We start from the raw sequence: 15,395 nt of genomic DNA, 5'->3' as shown, positions 1-15,395 counted from the left end.
ATTCGGGACCAGATCACGTCATACTCCTCCGGGCCAAGTTTCGGGAAAATCCAAGGCGCTTGTTTTCGTTTTAATTGGATGAACGGCAGATGTTTCATCGACAAACACAAATGCGTCGTAGCGTTGCGCGGGTATCGTCGGAACATAGTTTAATTCTTTGTTTTCATGTTTAGGGTCGTACACGACTCCAACAGCGCGATGGCCATAAGTTCGTTTTCCTAAAACACTTGCTCTGGTCTCTGCATCAAATATGACACTGAAGCCTGAAGTTTTAAGATTCTGCGTGGTCTTGTGGCAAAAGCCTTCGAAAGATGAATCTTTAGCGCGTGGCAAATTCATCACAGTCTCTTGACCTTCCCAAGCGTGCGAGGCGATCACCTGTCCTTGGTAAGTACCGAATCCGACAAGAGCAACAGCATCCATGCCGAAACGTTCACGCGCTAAACCTCCTAAATTAACGTACCCTTGGTGCACCATCTCAGTTGCGTGATAGTCGCCTATATGACTGTTGTGTGCCCAAATTATGCATTTACTATCAGGGCCCCAATTTTTCAGAAGCATATCTAAGGTGTCAATCATATGGCGATCGCGCACATTCCAAGATTCGGGTCCACCGAACAACATACGACGATAGTATTCTTCTGCGTTTGCTACGATACGTGCGTTTTGTTGAACGTCGAATAGCTGCTCCTTCGATTGGTGAAGGTCGTTAATTCGCAAACGGAGAAGTTTTCTCAAAATAGAAACTACTTCGTGTCGACACCCTTCAGGGAACTGAAGCAGATGTCTTGCATATTCTTTTTCGTCTTTTTGAAATGGATTTAAGCAGGCATAGGCTCCCTCAACGGCAAGCAAAAGATTAAGATCTTTTGCTTGGGCATATTCCTTAACGGCCTCGATGGATTCGAATAATGAATAAACGTCAAGACCAAACATAGGAACCATTTCTGTTTTTAGAAATTCAACCAGAGAAACGATTTCTTCATTGGCCCACATCCATGTCGGCCAGCGCGAAAATCCTTGAAGCGCCTCGGAAGCACTGGATTTTGTTTCATTGCGAATAAACTGGTTAATTCGCTGAAAATCTGGCCAGTCACCTTCAACGGCAATAAATTTGAAACCGTGCTTTCGAATGAGACGTTCAGAAATCATTCGTCGTAGAACATAAAATTCATGAGTGCCATGTGTGGCTTCACCTAGCATAACAATGCGTGACTTGGCGATTTGTTCGATCAATCCATCGAGGCTATTGTCTCCGCGAAATGGAACTGCTTTTTTTTCCAACTCCGCAACAATGGATTCAATAGGATGTGGATTAGGTGAGCCATTGATCTGGAATAGGAACCACGAAGAAGCATGCTCAACAACTTCTGCAAGAGTACCCTCCTCTTCAAATAAATGAGTCGCTCCTGGAACCACGACCAGTTCGCATGATTTTATCTGTAGAGACGCTTCTCGATTTAATGACAGGGTCGGCTCATCATTGCCACCGACGATCAAAAGACAAGGCGACGTTACCTTTCTCAGAGCTTCTGCTGCCAGATCGGGTCTTCCACCTCGACTGACGACAGCGAATATTTTTTTAGAACTTTGAGCGGCGGCCATGATCGCTGCGCCAGCACCGGTGCTTGCACCAAAATAACCGATAGGTTGGCTGCTGGTTTCCGGCAAAGATGCCATTTTGTCAGTAGCCAGATTAAGACGGCGAGCAAGTAATGGAATGTTAAAAACGTTAGCCCTGTTGGCGGCCTCTTCATCTGTAAGAAGATCGAAAAGAAGCGTACTAAAACCAATCTTATTTAGTTCAGTTGCGACATATTGATTTCGCGGGCTCTTACGACTGCTGCCACTCCCATGCGCAAAAATTATTAGGCCTTTGCTATTGTTGAGTAGTGTCAGGTCACCTGTAACGGAATCAGGCCCATCTTCTATGGTAATTTCTCGCTCTTGTATAAAGGACTGCTCATGGCGGGATAGTTCTAACAGGCGGATGACTTCTTCATCTGAGACCTGGTCGAAATCTTCGTACCACAGACCCACAGCGGTAAAATTTTTGGGAGCTAATAAACACACAACTTCGTCAGCAACTTCTTTTAAGGGTTGAATGCTATCAGCAGGTGCAACCGGTAATGCGACGATGACTTTTCTTGGGTTTTGCTTTCGCAAAACTTGTAACGCGGCGATCATGGTCGCGCCAGTTGCAAGGCCATCATCTACCACAATGACGTCTTTACCGTTTAAAGTTTCTCGAGTTTTATTGGTGCGGAATTTTTTAATCTGTTGGGCAATTTCCTTGGTTTTATTTGCAGCGAGCTTTTTAATTAGCGCCTTTTCGATTTTTAAATATTGCACAAGTTCTTGATTCAAAACTGTAGTACCGTCTTCGCCGACAGCCCCGATTGCAAGTTCAGGATTGTCGGGCGCGCCAACTTTTTTTGTCATCGTAACATCAAGAGAACATCTTAATGTGCTTGCAACCACAAAACCAACAGGAACGCCTCCACGCGGAAGTGCTATGACTATTGGATTTTGTAGATGCAAATCTGCTATTCGTTCAGCAAGCAATTTTCCTGCGGTCATTCGATTCTCAAGGCGTTCCATATCCTGCTCCTAGCGACTTGCGTTTCCCGGGTAGTCATAGTTTCGCAAGTGTTCATAAATTTCTTTTTTATTCTCACCATAACCGACTATTTTCTGCATTTCTTGAAACGCGGAAAACATCACATTCAAACGTCGTTGATCTGCTTCGACGATCCGACGAGTCAGTTCAGTAATATCCTTAGAATTGAATTTTTTCATGGCGGCTTCTTTAAAGAGTAACGACTTCATTTGACCAATCTCTTTTCGAATCTCTCGCGAATCGGCATAGGTCTTTAAGTACAAGGCATGAAGTTTTGTCTTTTGATCCATCGTTAGACCAGGTGCAGAGGCGAATACCTCTGCGGCACGCAAAGCGATTTCTTCAGGTGTGTTGGCTGGTTGTTCTGCTTTGATTTTTTGATCCAGGCTGGCCTCTTGTTCCTTTGTCGTTGCGCAACCGATGATGAAAAGAAAAGAGGACAAAACTAATACGAATTTAGACATAGAACTCTCCTTCAGATTACGCCAGCAAGACGCAAGCCATTTGAAAACGTTGTAGAGGGTTCAAGACAGATTTAACTGAGTCAGTCCGGCGCACTATTATGACAATTTGTCCAATGTGCTATGGTCTCTGCATGTCGACAAAATTATGAAATTTGCATTTTCTCGTTAGGGCAGTGGGGAGTTGTAGTCGGTGCCCATTTTTCCTTGCTCGACCGATTGCGCCGCTCATTTTTGGCCGCGAATTAGATTCACTGAGTAAATTGTACTTAGTATTCCACCAAGTACAGCCCCGATAATCGCGATGCCAAAAAATCTTTCGTTATTAATACGGGCAACTTCGCGAGCCTCACTGAGCCACGTTTTTTGTTTCTGAGTTAGAAAGTTACGAAGGGCATCAACGCTTCTCATAAAGTCAGCCGCGGCATCGGGACACTCTCTAAAAAAAATACGATTCAATTTTACTTGTGAAGCTGGAGTTCCTTGTTGGTGAAACTCCATGATTTTACGTCCCATTTGCTTGAATTGTAGCCAGGAATGATCGATTTGGGCGATGAGTTCGGCTTCGCCTTCAATTAAATTATCACGATGAAGCTTTTTAAGATCTTCATCGACTGCGGCAATGGAGTTTGCGATTTGCATAACGGTCTGTTGTTGTTGTTCTGGAGTGATCGCTGGAATTCCCAGAGTGCGCAACGTAATTCTTGTCTGCTTGAAATTCAAAAACGCGGAGTCAATGGCAATAACATCATCAAGGACTCCGCGTGCAACGTTTTCGTGTTTATCTTGGGTACTTCTCATAAACCAGTAGGTGCAAGTCGCTGCCAAAAAAATACCGAGACTTATACCAATGCTAAGGCCTATCAACCCCTTTCCAAGATTAAGACGAAACTTCATGAACACTCCAGACTTTGCTTACGTGTTCCATTTCGGCGCATTTTAACAGATTAGTACGCCATGGCTGTCATATTGTTGAAACATCATTTTCGTGCGATGCTTTGTCTTGTGAAAATATTTTCCCGGCACACTCTTGATAAAATAGGCTACACAATTCGTTTCTATCGTAGAGCACGTTCGCTCTCGCAAATCGACATGGCCGAGTTGGTCGGAATGTCCCATCGAAATCTACAGAGGGTGGAGTGCGGCGAGGTCGAGCCTAAACTCGAGACACTGCAAAGTATCGCGAGAGTTTTAGACGTTCCGATTGCGTCCTTAATTAGACCCACTGACAGCTTCAATCTTCAAATTAAAGAAGTCACGAGCACTCGTGAGATGAATAGTTTCTTTGAACTCGATGCACGCGTAGCCGTGACCCAAGATGATTTGAATTTTGCACAGAGTGTGATTTTGAAAGATCAGTGGCGGCCGTTTCAGATGGATGCATCATGTATGGCGAAGATTGAGTATAACCGAGCAAGCTTCACCCAGAAACTTGCCGTCGATTTCGGTCTGCCAGATAATAACAATAATCTCGATTTATATAATATCGACGGAACATCAGCAGAGCGTTGGGAGTTCTTGTATCGCGCCAAGATTTCTAGCGCGTTGATTCAGAATTTTTACGTTTTTCCCAATGGTTTTCGCGCGATTGAATCTTATCATCCCAATATTAGTTTGAATCCCGATGCGCCAATTTCGGAATGCTATGTCCAAGACGTGACATCTCGTCACGAGTTGGAACAATGGTTACAGAAAAATGTTTCATCAAAGACTTTCGTATATTAGCGAGAGCTAAGCTCGAAATTAGAGTGCAATCAATATAGGACTGGCCAATGTTTAGGCACTTTTCTCTCTAAAAGTGATCGCTTTGGCCATACTTTTAGTCTGGATGATGAAAAGGCGCGCTTTTCTGACTGATTCCGTATACATTGCCGGGCATGAACAACTTCACTGACTTCGGACTTTTACCCTCTATTCTTAAAACCCTTAAAGCGGCGCGTATTTTTACACCGACAGAGATCCAACGCATGGCGATTCCCTTACTGATGTCGGGGCAATCTGTCGTCGGTGTTTCTGAAACGGGCAGTGGTAAAACACTGACCTATGCTTTGCCGCTTTTGCACATGCTGAAGAAATTGGAAGAAGATGGCGATCCAGTAAAAGCTGAAGCGGCACCGCGTGCCGTGGTGATGGTCCCAACTCGTGATTTGGGCGAGCAGGTTGCAAAGGTTTTCAAAAGCTTCACACATGATACGCGTTTGCGTGTGCGTCCAGCCCTTGGTGGCATGAGTATGGAGCAGGCAACTCGCAATATCAGCGGTTCATTTGAAATTTTATTAGCAACACCGGGTCGTTTGATTCAACTGCTTGATCAAGAGTTGATTGATTTGTCTGATGTGCGCGTTTTGGTTTTTGATGAAGCCGATCAGATGTTGGATAAAGGCTTTTTGACGGATTCAAATTATATCGTCGATACATGCCCGCAAGATATTCCAATGGCGTTATTCTCAGCAACAGTTTCTAAAAACGTTGAAGAGATGATGAATTCACTTTTTGCAAAAGCGGAAGTGGTTCGCAGTGGTGGCAGTGGTAAGACAGTCAAAACTCTGACGACAAAAAATGAAACTGTGATCGACGGTCTTCGTTGGCCGATCTTTGAAAAAATCATTAAAAAGAAAATTGAAGGCGGCACAATCGTATTCGCGAATACGCGCGAGCAATGCGATAAGATCGCTAAAGAAATTAACGATCATGGTTATAAGTGCGTTCTTTATCGCGGCGAAATGGATAAAAACGAACGTCGCACGAATCTTAAAAAATTCCGTAACGGCGAAGTGGATTTGTTGATTTCAACGGATCTAGCTGCGCGCGGTTTGGATTTAGAACACGTGGGACGCGTTGTGAATTATCATCTGCCGCAACAAATGGATAATTACCTTCATCGCGCAGGTCGTACCGCGCGTGCGGGTCGCGAAGGTTTAGTGATCAATCTTGTGACTGAACGTGATCTTCCTTTGATTGCGAAACTTGAAGGCAAAGGTCAATCAGCGAAAGAACTGAAAGAGCGCTTTAAAGATAAGGACGGTAAGCGTTTGCACGTTAAGGAATCTGACAGAAAGCCTGCGAAGAAAGGCTTCAAGAAACCAGAAGGCAAAGCCGCGCTATCAAGCAAAGCTCTAGAAGGTAAGAAGCCTGCGTTTAAACCTGGCTCGAAACCCAAAGCAAAGCCCGGTGCAAAAGCGAAACGTTTAGGTTTTTAATTTCGCGAACTCGCTCTTTAATAGATTACGGAACCACAGTCGTAATGGATCTTTATGTGTTCGCGAATGCCACAACATTCGTAACGTAATCGTTCCCATCGGAACGGGAGTGGGTTGAACTTGAATCGGAAAATACTCCTTATATTTTTCTAACAACAAAGTTGGCGCGGTCAGAACAACATCTGATTGCGCAAGCACGAATGCCATTCCGGTAAAACTGTAGGAGCCATAAACGATGTGGCGCAGTTTCGTTTTCCCGCTCGCCTTAGTGGCCAAGCTGTCTTTAAAATCCCCTTGCAGCGTAATCAAAGAATGATCCAGTTCGTAAAACTGATTTGCTTTTAATTCTCCGCGAATAAGGGGATGTTTTTTTCGGTAGGCTGTTGAAAAGGTCTCTTCGAGGACTTTGGTTTCATAAAATCCCTCAGGAAGATTTTTATAAAATCCTGCGATCGCAAAATCATAAGTTCCATCTTCCAGTTCCGTTTTTGGAAATTCGCCTTTTGTGGGGCGAATAGAAATCTGTAAGTGCGGAGCTTCCTCTTTAAGGCGTTTCAAAATCGCGGGCATCACTAAGATCTCAACATAGTCCGTCGTTGCAATCGTGATGCGATCTTGAGCCTTCAGAGGATCGAATTTTTCACTATCTTGTGTCAGGGCTTGGGCCTGATGGACTAACGCCTCGATTTGTGGTTTCAGACGCTTAGCCGTCTCGGTCAAAGTCATGCCTTTAGAAGCTCGAACGAAGAGTGGATCATCAAAGTGCAGACGCAATTTATTGAGACCATGACTTATCGCAGACTGTGTCACATTCAGTTCTTGCGCCGTCTTTGAGACATTCAAAGTGCGATAGAGGCTTTCGGCGACGATCAATAGATTTAAATCCAGCGTTTTCTTCATAAATCCTCGATATGAATATAATCGATAGCTTATATGAAAACAATGAATTGGATTTATGAGGGCTGGGCTGGCAACTTTAAAGGTGTCAACTCACTGGAGGTTTTAATGTTTAAGGTTATACCCACTCTTTTATTAGGTGTTTCATTATTTACGCAGGTTACGCATGCACAAACTAAGAAAGGTCAGAATATGGAAAAGCGCGCATTAATCGTTGTATCAAGCCATGGTCAGCTCGGTAATACCGGGAAGCCTACGGGTTGGTATTTGTCTGAAGTGACTCACGTCTATTATCCGCTTGTGAACGCTGGTTATACGGTTGATTTCGCAAGTCCTAAAGGTGGGGCGGCGCCCATGGACCCAGGCAGCAAAGACACGAAAGACGAAGAAAATGAGAAGTTTTTGGCAGATGCAAGTGTCATGAACCAGATGCAAAACACATTGCCATTAGCAAAAGTGGATACGAAGAAATATCGAGTGATTCACTTTGCAGGCGGGCACGGGGCGATGTTTGATTTCCCGGGCAATAAAGATTTAAGCCGCGTTGCTGCGGGAATTTATGAAAATAACGGTGTCGTATCAGCTGTGTGTCACGGCCCAGCAGCCTTGGTCGATATTAAACTTTCTAACGGCGAATATTTGATCAAAGGCAAGAAAGTAAATGGCTTCACGAATGCAGAAGAGGCTGAAGTAGGTCTTACGAAAGTCGTTCCGTTTTTGTTAGCGTCTAAATTGCAAGAGCGCGGAGCAAATTACGAAGGCGGCAAAAACTGGGAAGATAAGGTGGTCGTCGATGGTCGCTTGGTGACAGGACAGAACCCACAATCTGCGCACAGTGTCGGTCGTGAGCTTGTAAAGATTTTGGAAGCAAATAAATAAGAATCTTGTTTCTTTGCAAAAGCTTCGCTTAAATAGGGCACCTGCAGGAGGTGCCCTATGCTTTATGAAATCACAGTTCCTTATTTTATCAAAATGCTTCACAACCTCGAACACATTCTGGAAAAGGGCGCACGCTATGCCGAAACTAAAAAGTTCGACATGGATGTTCTGCTACATTCTCGTTTGGCTCCAGATCAATTCCCTTTGACTCGCCAAATTCAAATTGCTTGTGATACAGCGAAACTTGCAGCTTTCCGTTTGACTGAAAAACCTGCTCCGACACACGCTGATACTGAAAAAACTTATGCTGAGTTCCAAGAGCGAATCAAAAGCACGATTCAATATTTGGAATCATTGTCAGCGGCTGATTTCAAAGGCTCTGAAACAAAACAAATCACGACTCCACGTTGGGAAGGTCAATGGGTGACGGGTGCTGAATTCGTGTCTCACCACGCATTGCCGAACTTTTATTTCCACGTAACGACGGCGTACTCAATCCTTCGCCATAACGGTGTTGATGTGGGTAAAAAAGATTATTTGGGCGCGATGCCTTTTAAAAAATAGATGTCTTTTTAAAGGGTTCCGCACGGAACCCTTTGTTTTTTAAAAGCGAGCGCGAAGATTATAGCGGCGCTCTTTGACTCGTAAGTATTCTGGCTTTTTAAATGCGCCATCTGTTTTAAGTGCTAAAGAAATTCTCAGCAAGGGACTTTGTACTTTTAAAATTCCGTCTTGATAGAACATCTGAATCGAGTTTTCGTCAGAGCGCCAGCCGTTTTTAAGCGGAAAATCTTTTTCAGGGATGCGCACTTGAATGTCAACGTCACCACCACCTATTGAGTGAACATCCAGACGACGATAGTGTTCACCCTCATAGCTAAATGGCTCGGTAATAAACACGCCCATTTCTTTTACCATAGGGGAGCCTTCCGCTAAAGTGATGTCCTTAGTGCGGTGACCTTCAATTTCAGTTTTAGTTCCTTTGAGGCCTTCAAATTTTTTGACCAGCTCTGACATCCACTCGATATCTTCAGGACGCCATTGTGCACGATTTTGCTCTAAGCGTTCAGGCAGATTCGCAAGATTTTCGGCCGTGCTGCCGATCATCCACCAATCTTTAGTTCCTTCCTTAATCGGAGCTTCAAATCCCGGAACTGCTACGAACCCCAGTTTGCCGTACATCTTTACACCCAGTTTATCACCGGGAGTGTAGTACATCATTTTGTTCGGTTCATGACGTGGATCTTTTAATTGCTCGCGAGCATGTAGAATCAATTGAGTGAAGATTTCAGATGTTCCGGTTTTGTTTTGATCCTTGTCGACTACGAAGTTTGCGGGCTCGAATTTTCTGCCGGCATTACTTGGCATCGTCACAGAAAAATCTGCTTCCAAGGGTAGTTTTTTAATGGGTGTTGTGGGATCTACTTTTACGATTTTCATCGTACCGATGAGGTCCTCAGGCAGATAGGTATCCTGATTGAGTTTACGAACTTCAATGTAGGTGCTTTGCTCGGCATAGTGCTCGGCTTCTGCCTTCAGATGCACGCGCAAGTCCGGGGACCAGTCACGACGTTCTGAATAGGATTGTAAAACAAATTCGATATTTTCGTTCACACGCTGACGGAAACTTAAGTCGGTGCTGACAAGGTTTCCTCGTGGTTTGAATTTTGTGATAATCGTGCCGTATTCTGAAGTTGTTGAATTGAGGATATCTTGAGTGATGATTCCAGTGCGGGTATTAATGCCACTTACAGTTTGTGTGGTCCTGAACATCGCCATGTAGTAGGGCTCCATGGCTTCAGCATTTAAGCCGTATTCACCTAAATCAGACGCAGTGACAAAAATGGAATCGCAGCTGACTTGCGCCAAGGCAAAAGCGGGTCTGAAAAGGGCTATAAATGCGAATAAAACAAGAGCGAACTTCATGCCTTTTATAAAGCAAAACGCATTCCATTTCTTGTGAGCAAAATCTTATTTTGAGACAGCGACAGCAAGGCAGGTTTTTAAACAATCCGAGCGCAGCTGCAGCGACTCTTTGATGCTGTGATTTTCAGACAGCAAAATTAAATAACATCCAGTCAAAACAGTTTGAATAATGTGCGCGTTCGAATCAATCCGGGCCGTAAATCCCGCTTGGGTTAAAAGAAGTTTGATTTTCTGTCTTCCTAGGGCGCTTAGCTGATCGTTGCGTCGACGCATTTCCAAATTGTGAGATGAAAGATAAATAAATAACAGAAGTCCTGTTGCCTCGATAGGATGTTCTGCCGCCCAATCCAAAGTGGCTTTACAATAAATTTGAAAATGCAGTCTACTGTCTTTCTCTTTTGCGAGAGATGTTTGTACGTAATTCTGTAAATGCAGCGTACTTAAATCTAAAAGACTGTTTGCTAATTCCAGTTTGTCTTTGAAATAGTGATGTACAAGAGAGCGTGAAATTTTGCATTTTTTTGCGAGTTCTCCAAACTGCAACTGTTCAAATCCTTTTTTTTGAATCAGCTCTAACGCCATTTCCAAAATAAGAAACTGGCGATGTTCGGCGATGCCTAAACGCTTATTAAAAAAGGCTTTCTTTAAATCAAACTGCAAATTCTTCATCTTATCTAATATATCGGAATAATTGCGAAAAAACTAAAATATTGACACTTTGACAAACGGTGTGGCGAGTCTAGGTGAACGCCGGTATTCTTTGTCACGAATCAGTAACAAGGTGGAACACCACAGCTTCGAGGGCAGAAACTCTGCTCACGAAAATAAGGAAGCGCCTTCAATTGGTGGCGATGAAATCTGGCACGACAGCTGGATGAGAATTTAGGGCCTCTCAGGATGAGTTTCATTTTTGAATAAGGAACTTAGTCAATGAGACAACCTGATATTTTTGAGTTCTTAAACGTTCATCATTTTTTGCAGCAAATGTATGCCTACCGCAAATTTGCTGAAAAAAATTTTTCCTATCAGATGTGGGCTGAAGAGATGGGAATTAAAGATCGCTCTTACCTGCGCCAAGTCGTGATGGGCAAACGTGGGGTGAATGCAGAGATGATTGAAAGATTTCTCTTGAACATGAAACTGAATGAACTTGAACAACAGTATTTTCATATTTTGAACGAATACTCGACCACAACCACGAATGAGTTGAGGGATGAGTTAGGAAAAAAATTGATTGGCTTAATTAAACAGAAAGAGACCCTTTAACAATAATCCTAAGGAGGATTTATGAAAACAATGTTAGTAGCAGCAGTTTTAACTTTGATCGGTCTTCAAGCACACGCACAAGACAGCGTAAGTTACGTTGGTCAAGATAGCAGCGGACAAGAATGCTCTGTGAGCTTTGATGTAAAAAATAATATCGTTTCATTTCGTTATTTAACTAATGATGGCGTGGGTGACGGCTATGGCTTCACGATGACGCAAGAATTTAAGGCGGCTTTGCAACAAAGACAGAATCCAATCACGATTAACGAGGGCGGATTCGGTGGTGCTACTTTGAAGATTTCAATCAGCAATAATACCATGCAAGCGAAATTCCGTAATTTGCTAGTTTTAGGCGCTACGTGCAAGGACATGCACCGTCAGTACTAAAATTTTGCGAATCGTTTAGATTAGACTTGAGAAGGTTCAGCATTCTGTGCTGGGCCTTCAGGTTTTGCAATGACAGCCTTGATCGTGCGTAAAAGATCTGAACGATTGATAGGCTTCGTTAGATGAGCGTCGCAACCGGCCTCTAAAGATTTTTCGATTTCTTCTGGTAGGGCATGGGCCGTCAGCGCCACGATCGGTTTGTTATATCCTTGCGCACGAAGTTTTCGTGTCGCTTGCAGTCCATCCATTCCCGGCATCTGTACGTCCATCAGCACCACATCATAATTATTTTCCAGAGCTAATTTCACGGCTTCAAAACCATCTTCTGCGCAAGTCACTTGGAAATTGTCAGACTTAAGATAACGACGCATTAGCAATTGATTGTCTGGAAGGTCTTCAGCCAAAAGAACTTTGACCGTTTGTCCGTCAAAATCCTGCATCGTTACGACCGGAGCGGGAGTCATGTTCGCTTTGTGTTTAGCTCTTGCAACGGCCTTTTCGTCATATTCAGAAACAATCGTGAATAAGAAAGTACTGCCCACACCTTCTTTACTTTGTAACAGTGACAGATTGCCGCCAAGGGCACGAGCAAAGTGGCGTGATAAGACTAAACCCAAACCCGTCCCGCCGAATTTTCTGATGATCGAAGAGTCGGCTTGACCGAAAGCTTGAAAGATTTGTTTTTGCCCTTCTTCAGAAATACCGATACCAAAATCTTGAACTTCGGTGGCAATATGAATTTTCCCTTCGATGGTATCAGATTGAACTCTGATTTTGATCGGTCCTTTGTTTGAAAACTTCAATGCATTGCCAAGAAGATTTACTAAGATTTGTCGTAATCTAACAGGGTCAGAATAAATGTTATCAGGTAGAGTATTGGTTTTATCGAACTCTATCAGAATACCTTTTTTCTGCGCCATCAGGGACATGGAGCTGATGACCTCTTCGACTAAGTCATTATACGATATCAAAGTTTTCTCAATTGGCATTTTGCCTGCTTCGAATTTTGATAAATCTAAAATGTCATCGATGATTCTAAGTAGCAAAGTTCCGTTTGCTTGAATTCGTCCTAAGAACTCCTGTTGTTCATCCGTAAGCTTTTCAGAACTAAGTAGCTCAGCAAATCCCAAAATGGCATTCATAGGTGTGCGGATTTCATGGCTCATGTTAGCTAAGAAGGTCATCTTGGCTTTGGTTGCTTCTTCGGCGACCTCTTTTGCTTTTTTCTCGCGAAGGAGTGCTTGTTCCAGATCGGCCGTTCTTTCTTGAACACGACTTTCTAATTCGGCTTGAGTTTGAAGAAGCTCTTTTTCAATATTTTTTAGATCGGTGATGTCTTGAGTTGTGCCGTATATCTTTGTAACTTGATCGCTTTCGTCTATGGTGATTTGCCCACGTGTTTGCAAATATTTTGATGTCCCATCGGAAAGACGAATGATGTGTTCGAAGCTGAACGGGGTTTTATTTTCAATGGCTCTTTTGATTGTGGCTTGAATTTTTTCACGATCCGAAGAGCTAGCGCGGCTTAGCAGATCGTCTGACGTCACCGTGGCTGTTTTATCGATGCCGTAAATGTTGTACATCTCTTCAGACATACTTACAGTCGGACTGCTGATTATTCTTTCCCAACTGCCAAGGTGTGCGATTTCTTGCGCTTCTTTTAATAAGATATCGCGACTGTTGATCGCGGCACTGGCTTCTTTGGAGCGACGGATAAGAACTCGACCAAAAACAGAAGCAATCAATGCCACGAGCAAGATAGCAAGTGTAGTGCCGATAACGACATAGGCAACGGTTTGCGTTCCTAGTACGACTCCTTGAGGATTCGGAATGTGCTCTCCGTCGTGAACGAAGTTTGCCGCAGCCATACCGACATAGTGCATGCCTGAAACGGCAACGCCCATGAGTAGACTTGAAAAGATATGAAGTAAGTTAATTCGCTTCGTCGTGCGAAAAAGGAGTGATACGCCAAGTGCCGCGAACGAAGCGAAGGCTGCGATGAATACAGACAGTGCGACGAGGTTCCAATTCCACTCAATCTGTGCTGGCATGCTCATCGACGCCATACCGATATAGTGCATGCCGGAAATTGCGACGGCCATTGAAAGTCCGCCGAAGATCAGGCCGATCAAAGAAACTTTCAATCTGCTGATAAGATAAAACGCTAACAGTGAAGCCGCGATCGCGACGCCTAAAGAAAGAATAGACAAGCCTAGATCATAGCCAATGATGATCCCTGGCATGATCATCGCGAGCATTCCGACAAAGTGCATACTCCAAATGCCAAGGCCCATGGCAATCGCTCCAGCTAAGAGCCACAGACGATTGCTTTTTTCCAAAGACTCTTTAATGCGCAAAACAATATTCAAAGCAACGTAAGCACCGATTGTCGCAATCAGGATCGACAGGGCCACAAGTTCTTGATTGTAAGCGTGAGACATTTTCATCACTTTAAAATTAACGAAGGTGGCAGGGGATGGCAAACAGGTCATGGTTTGTTCAATACCATCACCAAAATGCTGGAAAGCACGGTTGGTATAAAAACTTCGCACAAATGCCCTCAGTTCGAATTGTTGAATTTATAGAGAGAGAATTCAGATAAAAATGTATTTCTAAATACTGCCCGCGAGAATAAAAAGAATGTCAGATTGCAAGTCTTGCGCTCTTTGAAATCTTCTTGAAATTGACTATTTTTTTATCACCCTCTCGAATTGATCGACTCAAGAAGAGCACGATTAGGCACTCTTAAATTGTTGGAGTATTGTGGTTTGTGTAAATCATCACTCACCAGGAGGGTGTATGAAGAACCCCGTGTCTAGAATAGTGTTCGTAGCAGGAATGGCCGTACTCGGCGCTTGCAGCCCACAGTCAGCGACCAATTCATCGTCCCTGAATTCTGCCTCGGCAAGCTCATCACAAGGAGCTATCGATAGCTCCAAACAAGCGGCGGTCAGTTTTAAAATGGTGGATGCTCCGAACAAAGACATCAAGTCCGTGGTCGTTGATATTGATCATCTTGAAGTTTTAGTCGCGGGTGCTAGTAAAACGGGTCGATTGTTATTGGCACAAGGACTTGGGCCGGTGGATCTTTTGAAGCTTCAAAATGGCGTCAGTCTGCCGCTTCAAGATATCGTTGCTCCGGATGGTTTGCAGATTCAGCAAATCCGTCTGATTTTAAAAGAGTCAGGACATTATATCGTTAAAGGCGATGATTCGATTTGTGAATTGAAAACACCAAGTGCGCAAAACACAGGTGTTAAAATTATTCTGACAAATAAAGTTCAATTCGAAGCCGGTCATCAATACAACGTCACTTTGGATTTTGATGCCAACAAGTCCGTTGTGTTGCAAGGAAATGGTGGCTGTCTGTTGAAGCCAGTTTTAAAATTGATTTCTGTGACGAAGCAGGAAATACCTGAAGGCGGTGGCTCTGATTCGGGTGGTTCTGAGTCTGGTGGTGGATCTGGGTCTTCTCCTGAAGTGACGCCATCGCCAACTGTAGAGCCGTCACCAGAACCTACGGTTGAACCTTCTCCGTCACCAACGCCAGAGCCTCCGGTAGAAATTATTACGACTCCAGATGGAAACGATCCTTCGACGGGTGATGGTTGGGACTATACTCCAGTGATCGATGGTCAAGAGCCAGTCGTTACTGAAAGTCAGTTATCGACACTTTAAGACTTAAGGGAGTCTGCTTTGAATCGCGTAGAGAAAAATATCATCTTAGGCACTATCGATGAAATTCTTGAAGAACATTTT

General features: G+C 43.8%; 14 protein-coding genes and 1 pseudogene. 8 read left to right on the top strand and 7 right to left on the bottom strand.

The genetic code is table 11. The features are described from left to right. Positions 1-18: 18 nt before the first annotated feature. The 3 genes from DOE51_RS13905 to DOE51_RS13895 all read right to left on the bottom strand — a co-directional run bounded on the left by DOE51_RS13905 (position 19) and on the right by DOE51_RS13895 (position 3,978). Positions 19-2,601, bottom strand: a complete 2,583-nt coding sequence (locus DOE51_RS13905) for an erythromycin esterase family protein (RefSeq protein WP_142697152.1) — start codon at positions 2,599-2,601, stop codon at positions 19-21. Between the two features lie 9 nt (positions 2,602-2,610). Continuing rightward, positions 2,611-3,084 (bottom strand): hypothetical protein, encoded by a 474-nt coding sequence (locus DOE51_RS13900; RefSeq protein ID WP_142697151.1) that lies wholly within the window; start codon positions 3,082-3,084, stop codon positions 2,611-2,613. A 225-nt stretch (positions 3,085-3,309) separates the two neighbouring features. After that, positions 3,310-3,978: an MCP four helix bundle domain-containing protein gene (locus DOE51_RS13895; protein WP_142697150.1), complete on the bottom strand. Its 669-nt coding sequence runs from the start codon at positions 3,976-3,978 to the stop codon at positions 3,310-3,312. 60 nt (positions 3,979-4,038) lie between these two features. Here DOE51_RS13895 and DOE51_RS19455 point away from each other — a divergent pair. The 3 genes and pseudogenes from DOE51_RS19455 to DOE51_RS13885 all read left to right on the top strand — a co-directional run. Then, a pseudogene (locus tag DOE51_RS19455) lies at positions 4,039-4,290 on the top strand (helix-turn-helix domain-containing protein); the annotation flags it as partial. 63 nt (positions 4,291-4,353) lie between these two features. Beyond that, the gene (locus tag DOE51_RS19325; protein ID WP_246845098.1) at positions 4,354-4,806 is read left to right on the top strand and encodes a hypothetical protein; all 453 of its coding nucleotides are present in this window, start codon (positions 4,354-4,356) and stop codon (positions 4,804-4,806) included. A gap of 152 nt (positions 4,807-4,958) precedes the next feature. Next, entirely contained in the window at positions 4,959-6,281 is a 1,323-nt protein-coding gene (locus tag DOE51_RS13885; protein WP_142697148.1) for a DEAD/DEAH box helicase, read from the top strand. On the opposite strand, the gene DOE51_RS13880 is transcribed toward DOE51_RS13885, so the two are convergent. Further along, positions 6,270-7,181: a LysR family transcriptional regulator gene (locus DOE51_RS13880; protein WP_142697147.1), complete on the bottom strand. Its 912-nt coding sequence runs from the start codon at positions 7,179-7,181 to the stop codon at positions 6,270-6,272. The genes DOE51_RS13885 and DOE51_RS13880 overlap by 12 nt on opposite strands. Before the next feature lie 105 nt (positions 7,182-7,286). Here DOE51_RS13880 and DOE51_RS13875 point away from each other — a divergent pair, with 105 nt between their 5' ends. Further along, positions 7,287-8,057, top strand: a complete 771-nt coding sequence (locus DOE51_RS13875; RefSeq protein WP_142697146.1) for a type 1 glutamine amidotransferase domain-containing protein — start codon at positions 7,287-7,289, stop codon at positions 8,055-8,057. A 57-nt stretch (positions 8,058-8,114) separates the two neighbouring features. Then, complete coding sequence (locus DOE51_RS13870; RefSeq protein WP_142697145.1) at positions 8,115-8,621, top strand: DUF1993 family protein; 507 nt, start codon at positions 8,115-8,117, stop codon at positions 8,619-8,621. Positions 8,622-8,660: 39 nt separating this feature from the next. Here the strand turns inward: DOE51_RS13870 and DOE51_RS13865 are convergent, their stop codons facing one another. Both DOE51_RS13865 and DOE51_RS13860 read right to left on the bottom strand, forming a co-directional pair. After that, the gene (locus DOE51_RS13865) at positions 8,661-9,983 is read right to left on the bottom strand and encodes a hypothetical protein (RefSeq protein WP_142697144.1); all 1,323 of its coding nucleotides are present in this window, start codon (positions 9,981-9,983) and stop codon (positions 8,661-8,663) included. A 45-nt stretch (positions 9,984-10,028) separates the two neighbouring features. Beyond that, complete coding sequence (locus tag DOE51_RS13860) at positions 10,029-10,652, bottom strand: TetR/AcrR family transcriptional regulator (protein WP_142697143.1); 624 nt, start codon at positions 10,650-10,652, stop codon at positions 10,029-10,031. A 261-nt stretch (positions 10,653-10,913) separates the two neighbouring features. On the opposite strand from DOE51_RS13860, the gene DOE51_RS13855 reads away from it, so the two are divergent. Both DOE51_RS13855 and DOE51_RS13850 read left to right on the top strand, forming a co-directional pair. After that, positions 10,914-11,249 carry a TIGR02147 family protein gene (locus tag DOE51_RS13855; protein WP_142697142.1) on the top strand — a complete coding sequence of 112 codons (336 nt, stop codon included), beginning with the start codon at positions 10,914-10,916 and terminating at the stop codon, positions 11,247-11,249. 21 nt (positions 11,250-11,270) lie between these two features. Next, on the top strand, positions 11,271-11,636 hold the full coding sequence (locus tag DOE51_RS13850) for a hypothetical protein (protein WP_142697141.1): 366 nt from the start codon (positions 11,271-11,273) through the stop codon (positions 11,634-11,636). Positions 11,637-11,656: 20 nt separating this feature from the next. On the opposite strand, the gene DOE51_RS13845 is transcribed toward DOE51_RS13850, so the two are convergent. Then, positions 11,657-14,083: an MHYT domain-containing protein gene (locus DOE51_RS13845; RefSeq protein ID WP_246845539.1), complete on the bottom strand. Its 2,427-nt coding sequence runs from the start codon at positions 14,081-14,083 to the stop codon at positions 11,657-11,659. A 352-nt stretch (positions 14,084-14,435) separates the two neighbouring features. Between DOE51_RS13845 and DOE51_RS13840 the strand changes: the two genes are divergently transcribed. Beyond that, on the top strand, positions 14,436-15,314 hold the full coding sequence (locus tag DOE51_RS13840; protein ID WP_142697139.1) for a DUF4382 domain-containing protein: 879 nt from the start codon (positions 14,436-14,438) through the stop codon (positions 15,312-15,314). The last annotated feature ends 81 nt before the right edge of the window (positions 15,315-15,395 follow it).

The sequence above is a fragment of the Bdellovibrio sp. NC01 genome (assembly GCF_006874625.1).
GTDB lineage: Bacteria > Bdellovibrionota > Bdellovibrionia > Bdellovibrionales > Bdellovibrionaceae > Bdellovibrio.
Note: the sequence above shows the minus strand (reverse complement) of the source record. Positions and strands in the feature narration are given on the sequence as shown.

Bases quoted from the DNA above. Each gene is read 5' to 3' on its own strand.
- DOE51_RS13870 (WP_142697145.1), top strand. From the start codon at position 8,115: ATGCTTTATGAAATCACAGTTCCTTATTTTATCAAAATGCTTCACAAC.
- DOE51_RS13880 (WP_142697147.1), bottom strand. From the start codon at position 7,181: ATGAAGAAAACGCTGGATTTAAATCTATTGATCGTCGCCGAAAGCCTC.
- DOE51_RS13895 (WP_142697150.1), bottom strand. From the start codon at position 3,978: ATGAAGTTTCGTCTTAATCTTGGAAAGGGGTTGATAGGCCTTAGCATT.
- DOE51_RS13840 (WP_142697139.1), top strand. From the start codon at position 14,436: ATGAAGAACCCCGTGTCTAGAATAGTGTTCGTAGCAGGAATGGCCGTA.
- DOE51_RS13860 (WP_142697143.1), bottom strand. From the start codon at position 10,652: ATGAAGAATTTGCAGTTTGATTTAAAGAAAGCCTTTTTTAATAAGCGT.
- DOE51_RS13850 (WP_142697141.1), top strand. From the start codon at position 11,271: ATGAAAACAATGTTAGTAGCAGCAGTTTTAACTTTGATCGGTCTTCAA.
- DOE51_RS13875 (WP_142697146.1), top strand. From the start codon at position 7,287: ATGTTTAAGGTTATACCCACTCTTTTATTAGGTGTTTCATTATTTACG.
- DOE51_RS19325 (WP_246845098.1), top strand. From the start codon at position 4,354: ATGAATAGTTTCTTTGAACTCGATGCACGCGTAGCCGTGACCCAAGAT.
- DOE51_RS13885 (WP_142697148.1), top strand. From the start codon at position 4,959: ATGAACAACTTCACTGACTTCGGACTTTTACCCTCTATTCTTAAAACC.
- DOE51_RS13855 (WP_142697142.1), top strand. From the start codon at position 10,914: ATGAGACAACCTGATATTTTTGAGTTCTTAAACGTTCATCATTTTTTG.
- DOE51_RS13865 (WP_142697144.1), bottom strand. From the start codon at position 9,983: ATGAAGTTCGCTCTTGTTTTATTCGCATTTATAGCCCTTTTCAGACCC.
- DOE51_RS13905 (WP_142697152.1), bottom strand. From the start codon at position 2,601: ATGGAACGCCTTGAGAATCGAATGACCGCAGGAAAATTGCTTGCTGAA.
- DOE51_RS13900 (WP_142697151.1), bottom strand. From the start codon at position 3,084: ATGTCTAAATTCGTATTAGTTTTGTCCTCTTTTCTTTTCATCATCGGT.
- DOE51_RS13845 (WP_246845539.1), bottom strand. From the start codon at position 14,083: ATGAAAATGTCTCACGCTTACAATCAAGAACTTGTGGCCCTGTCGATC.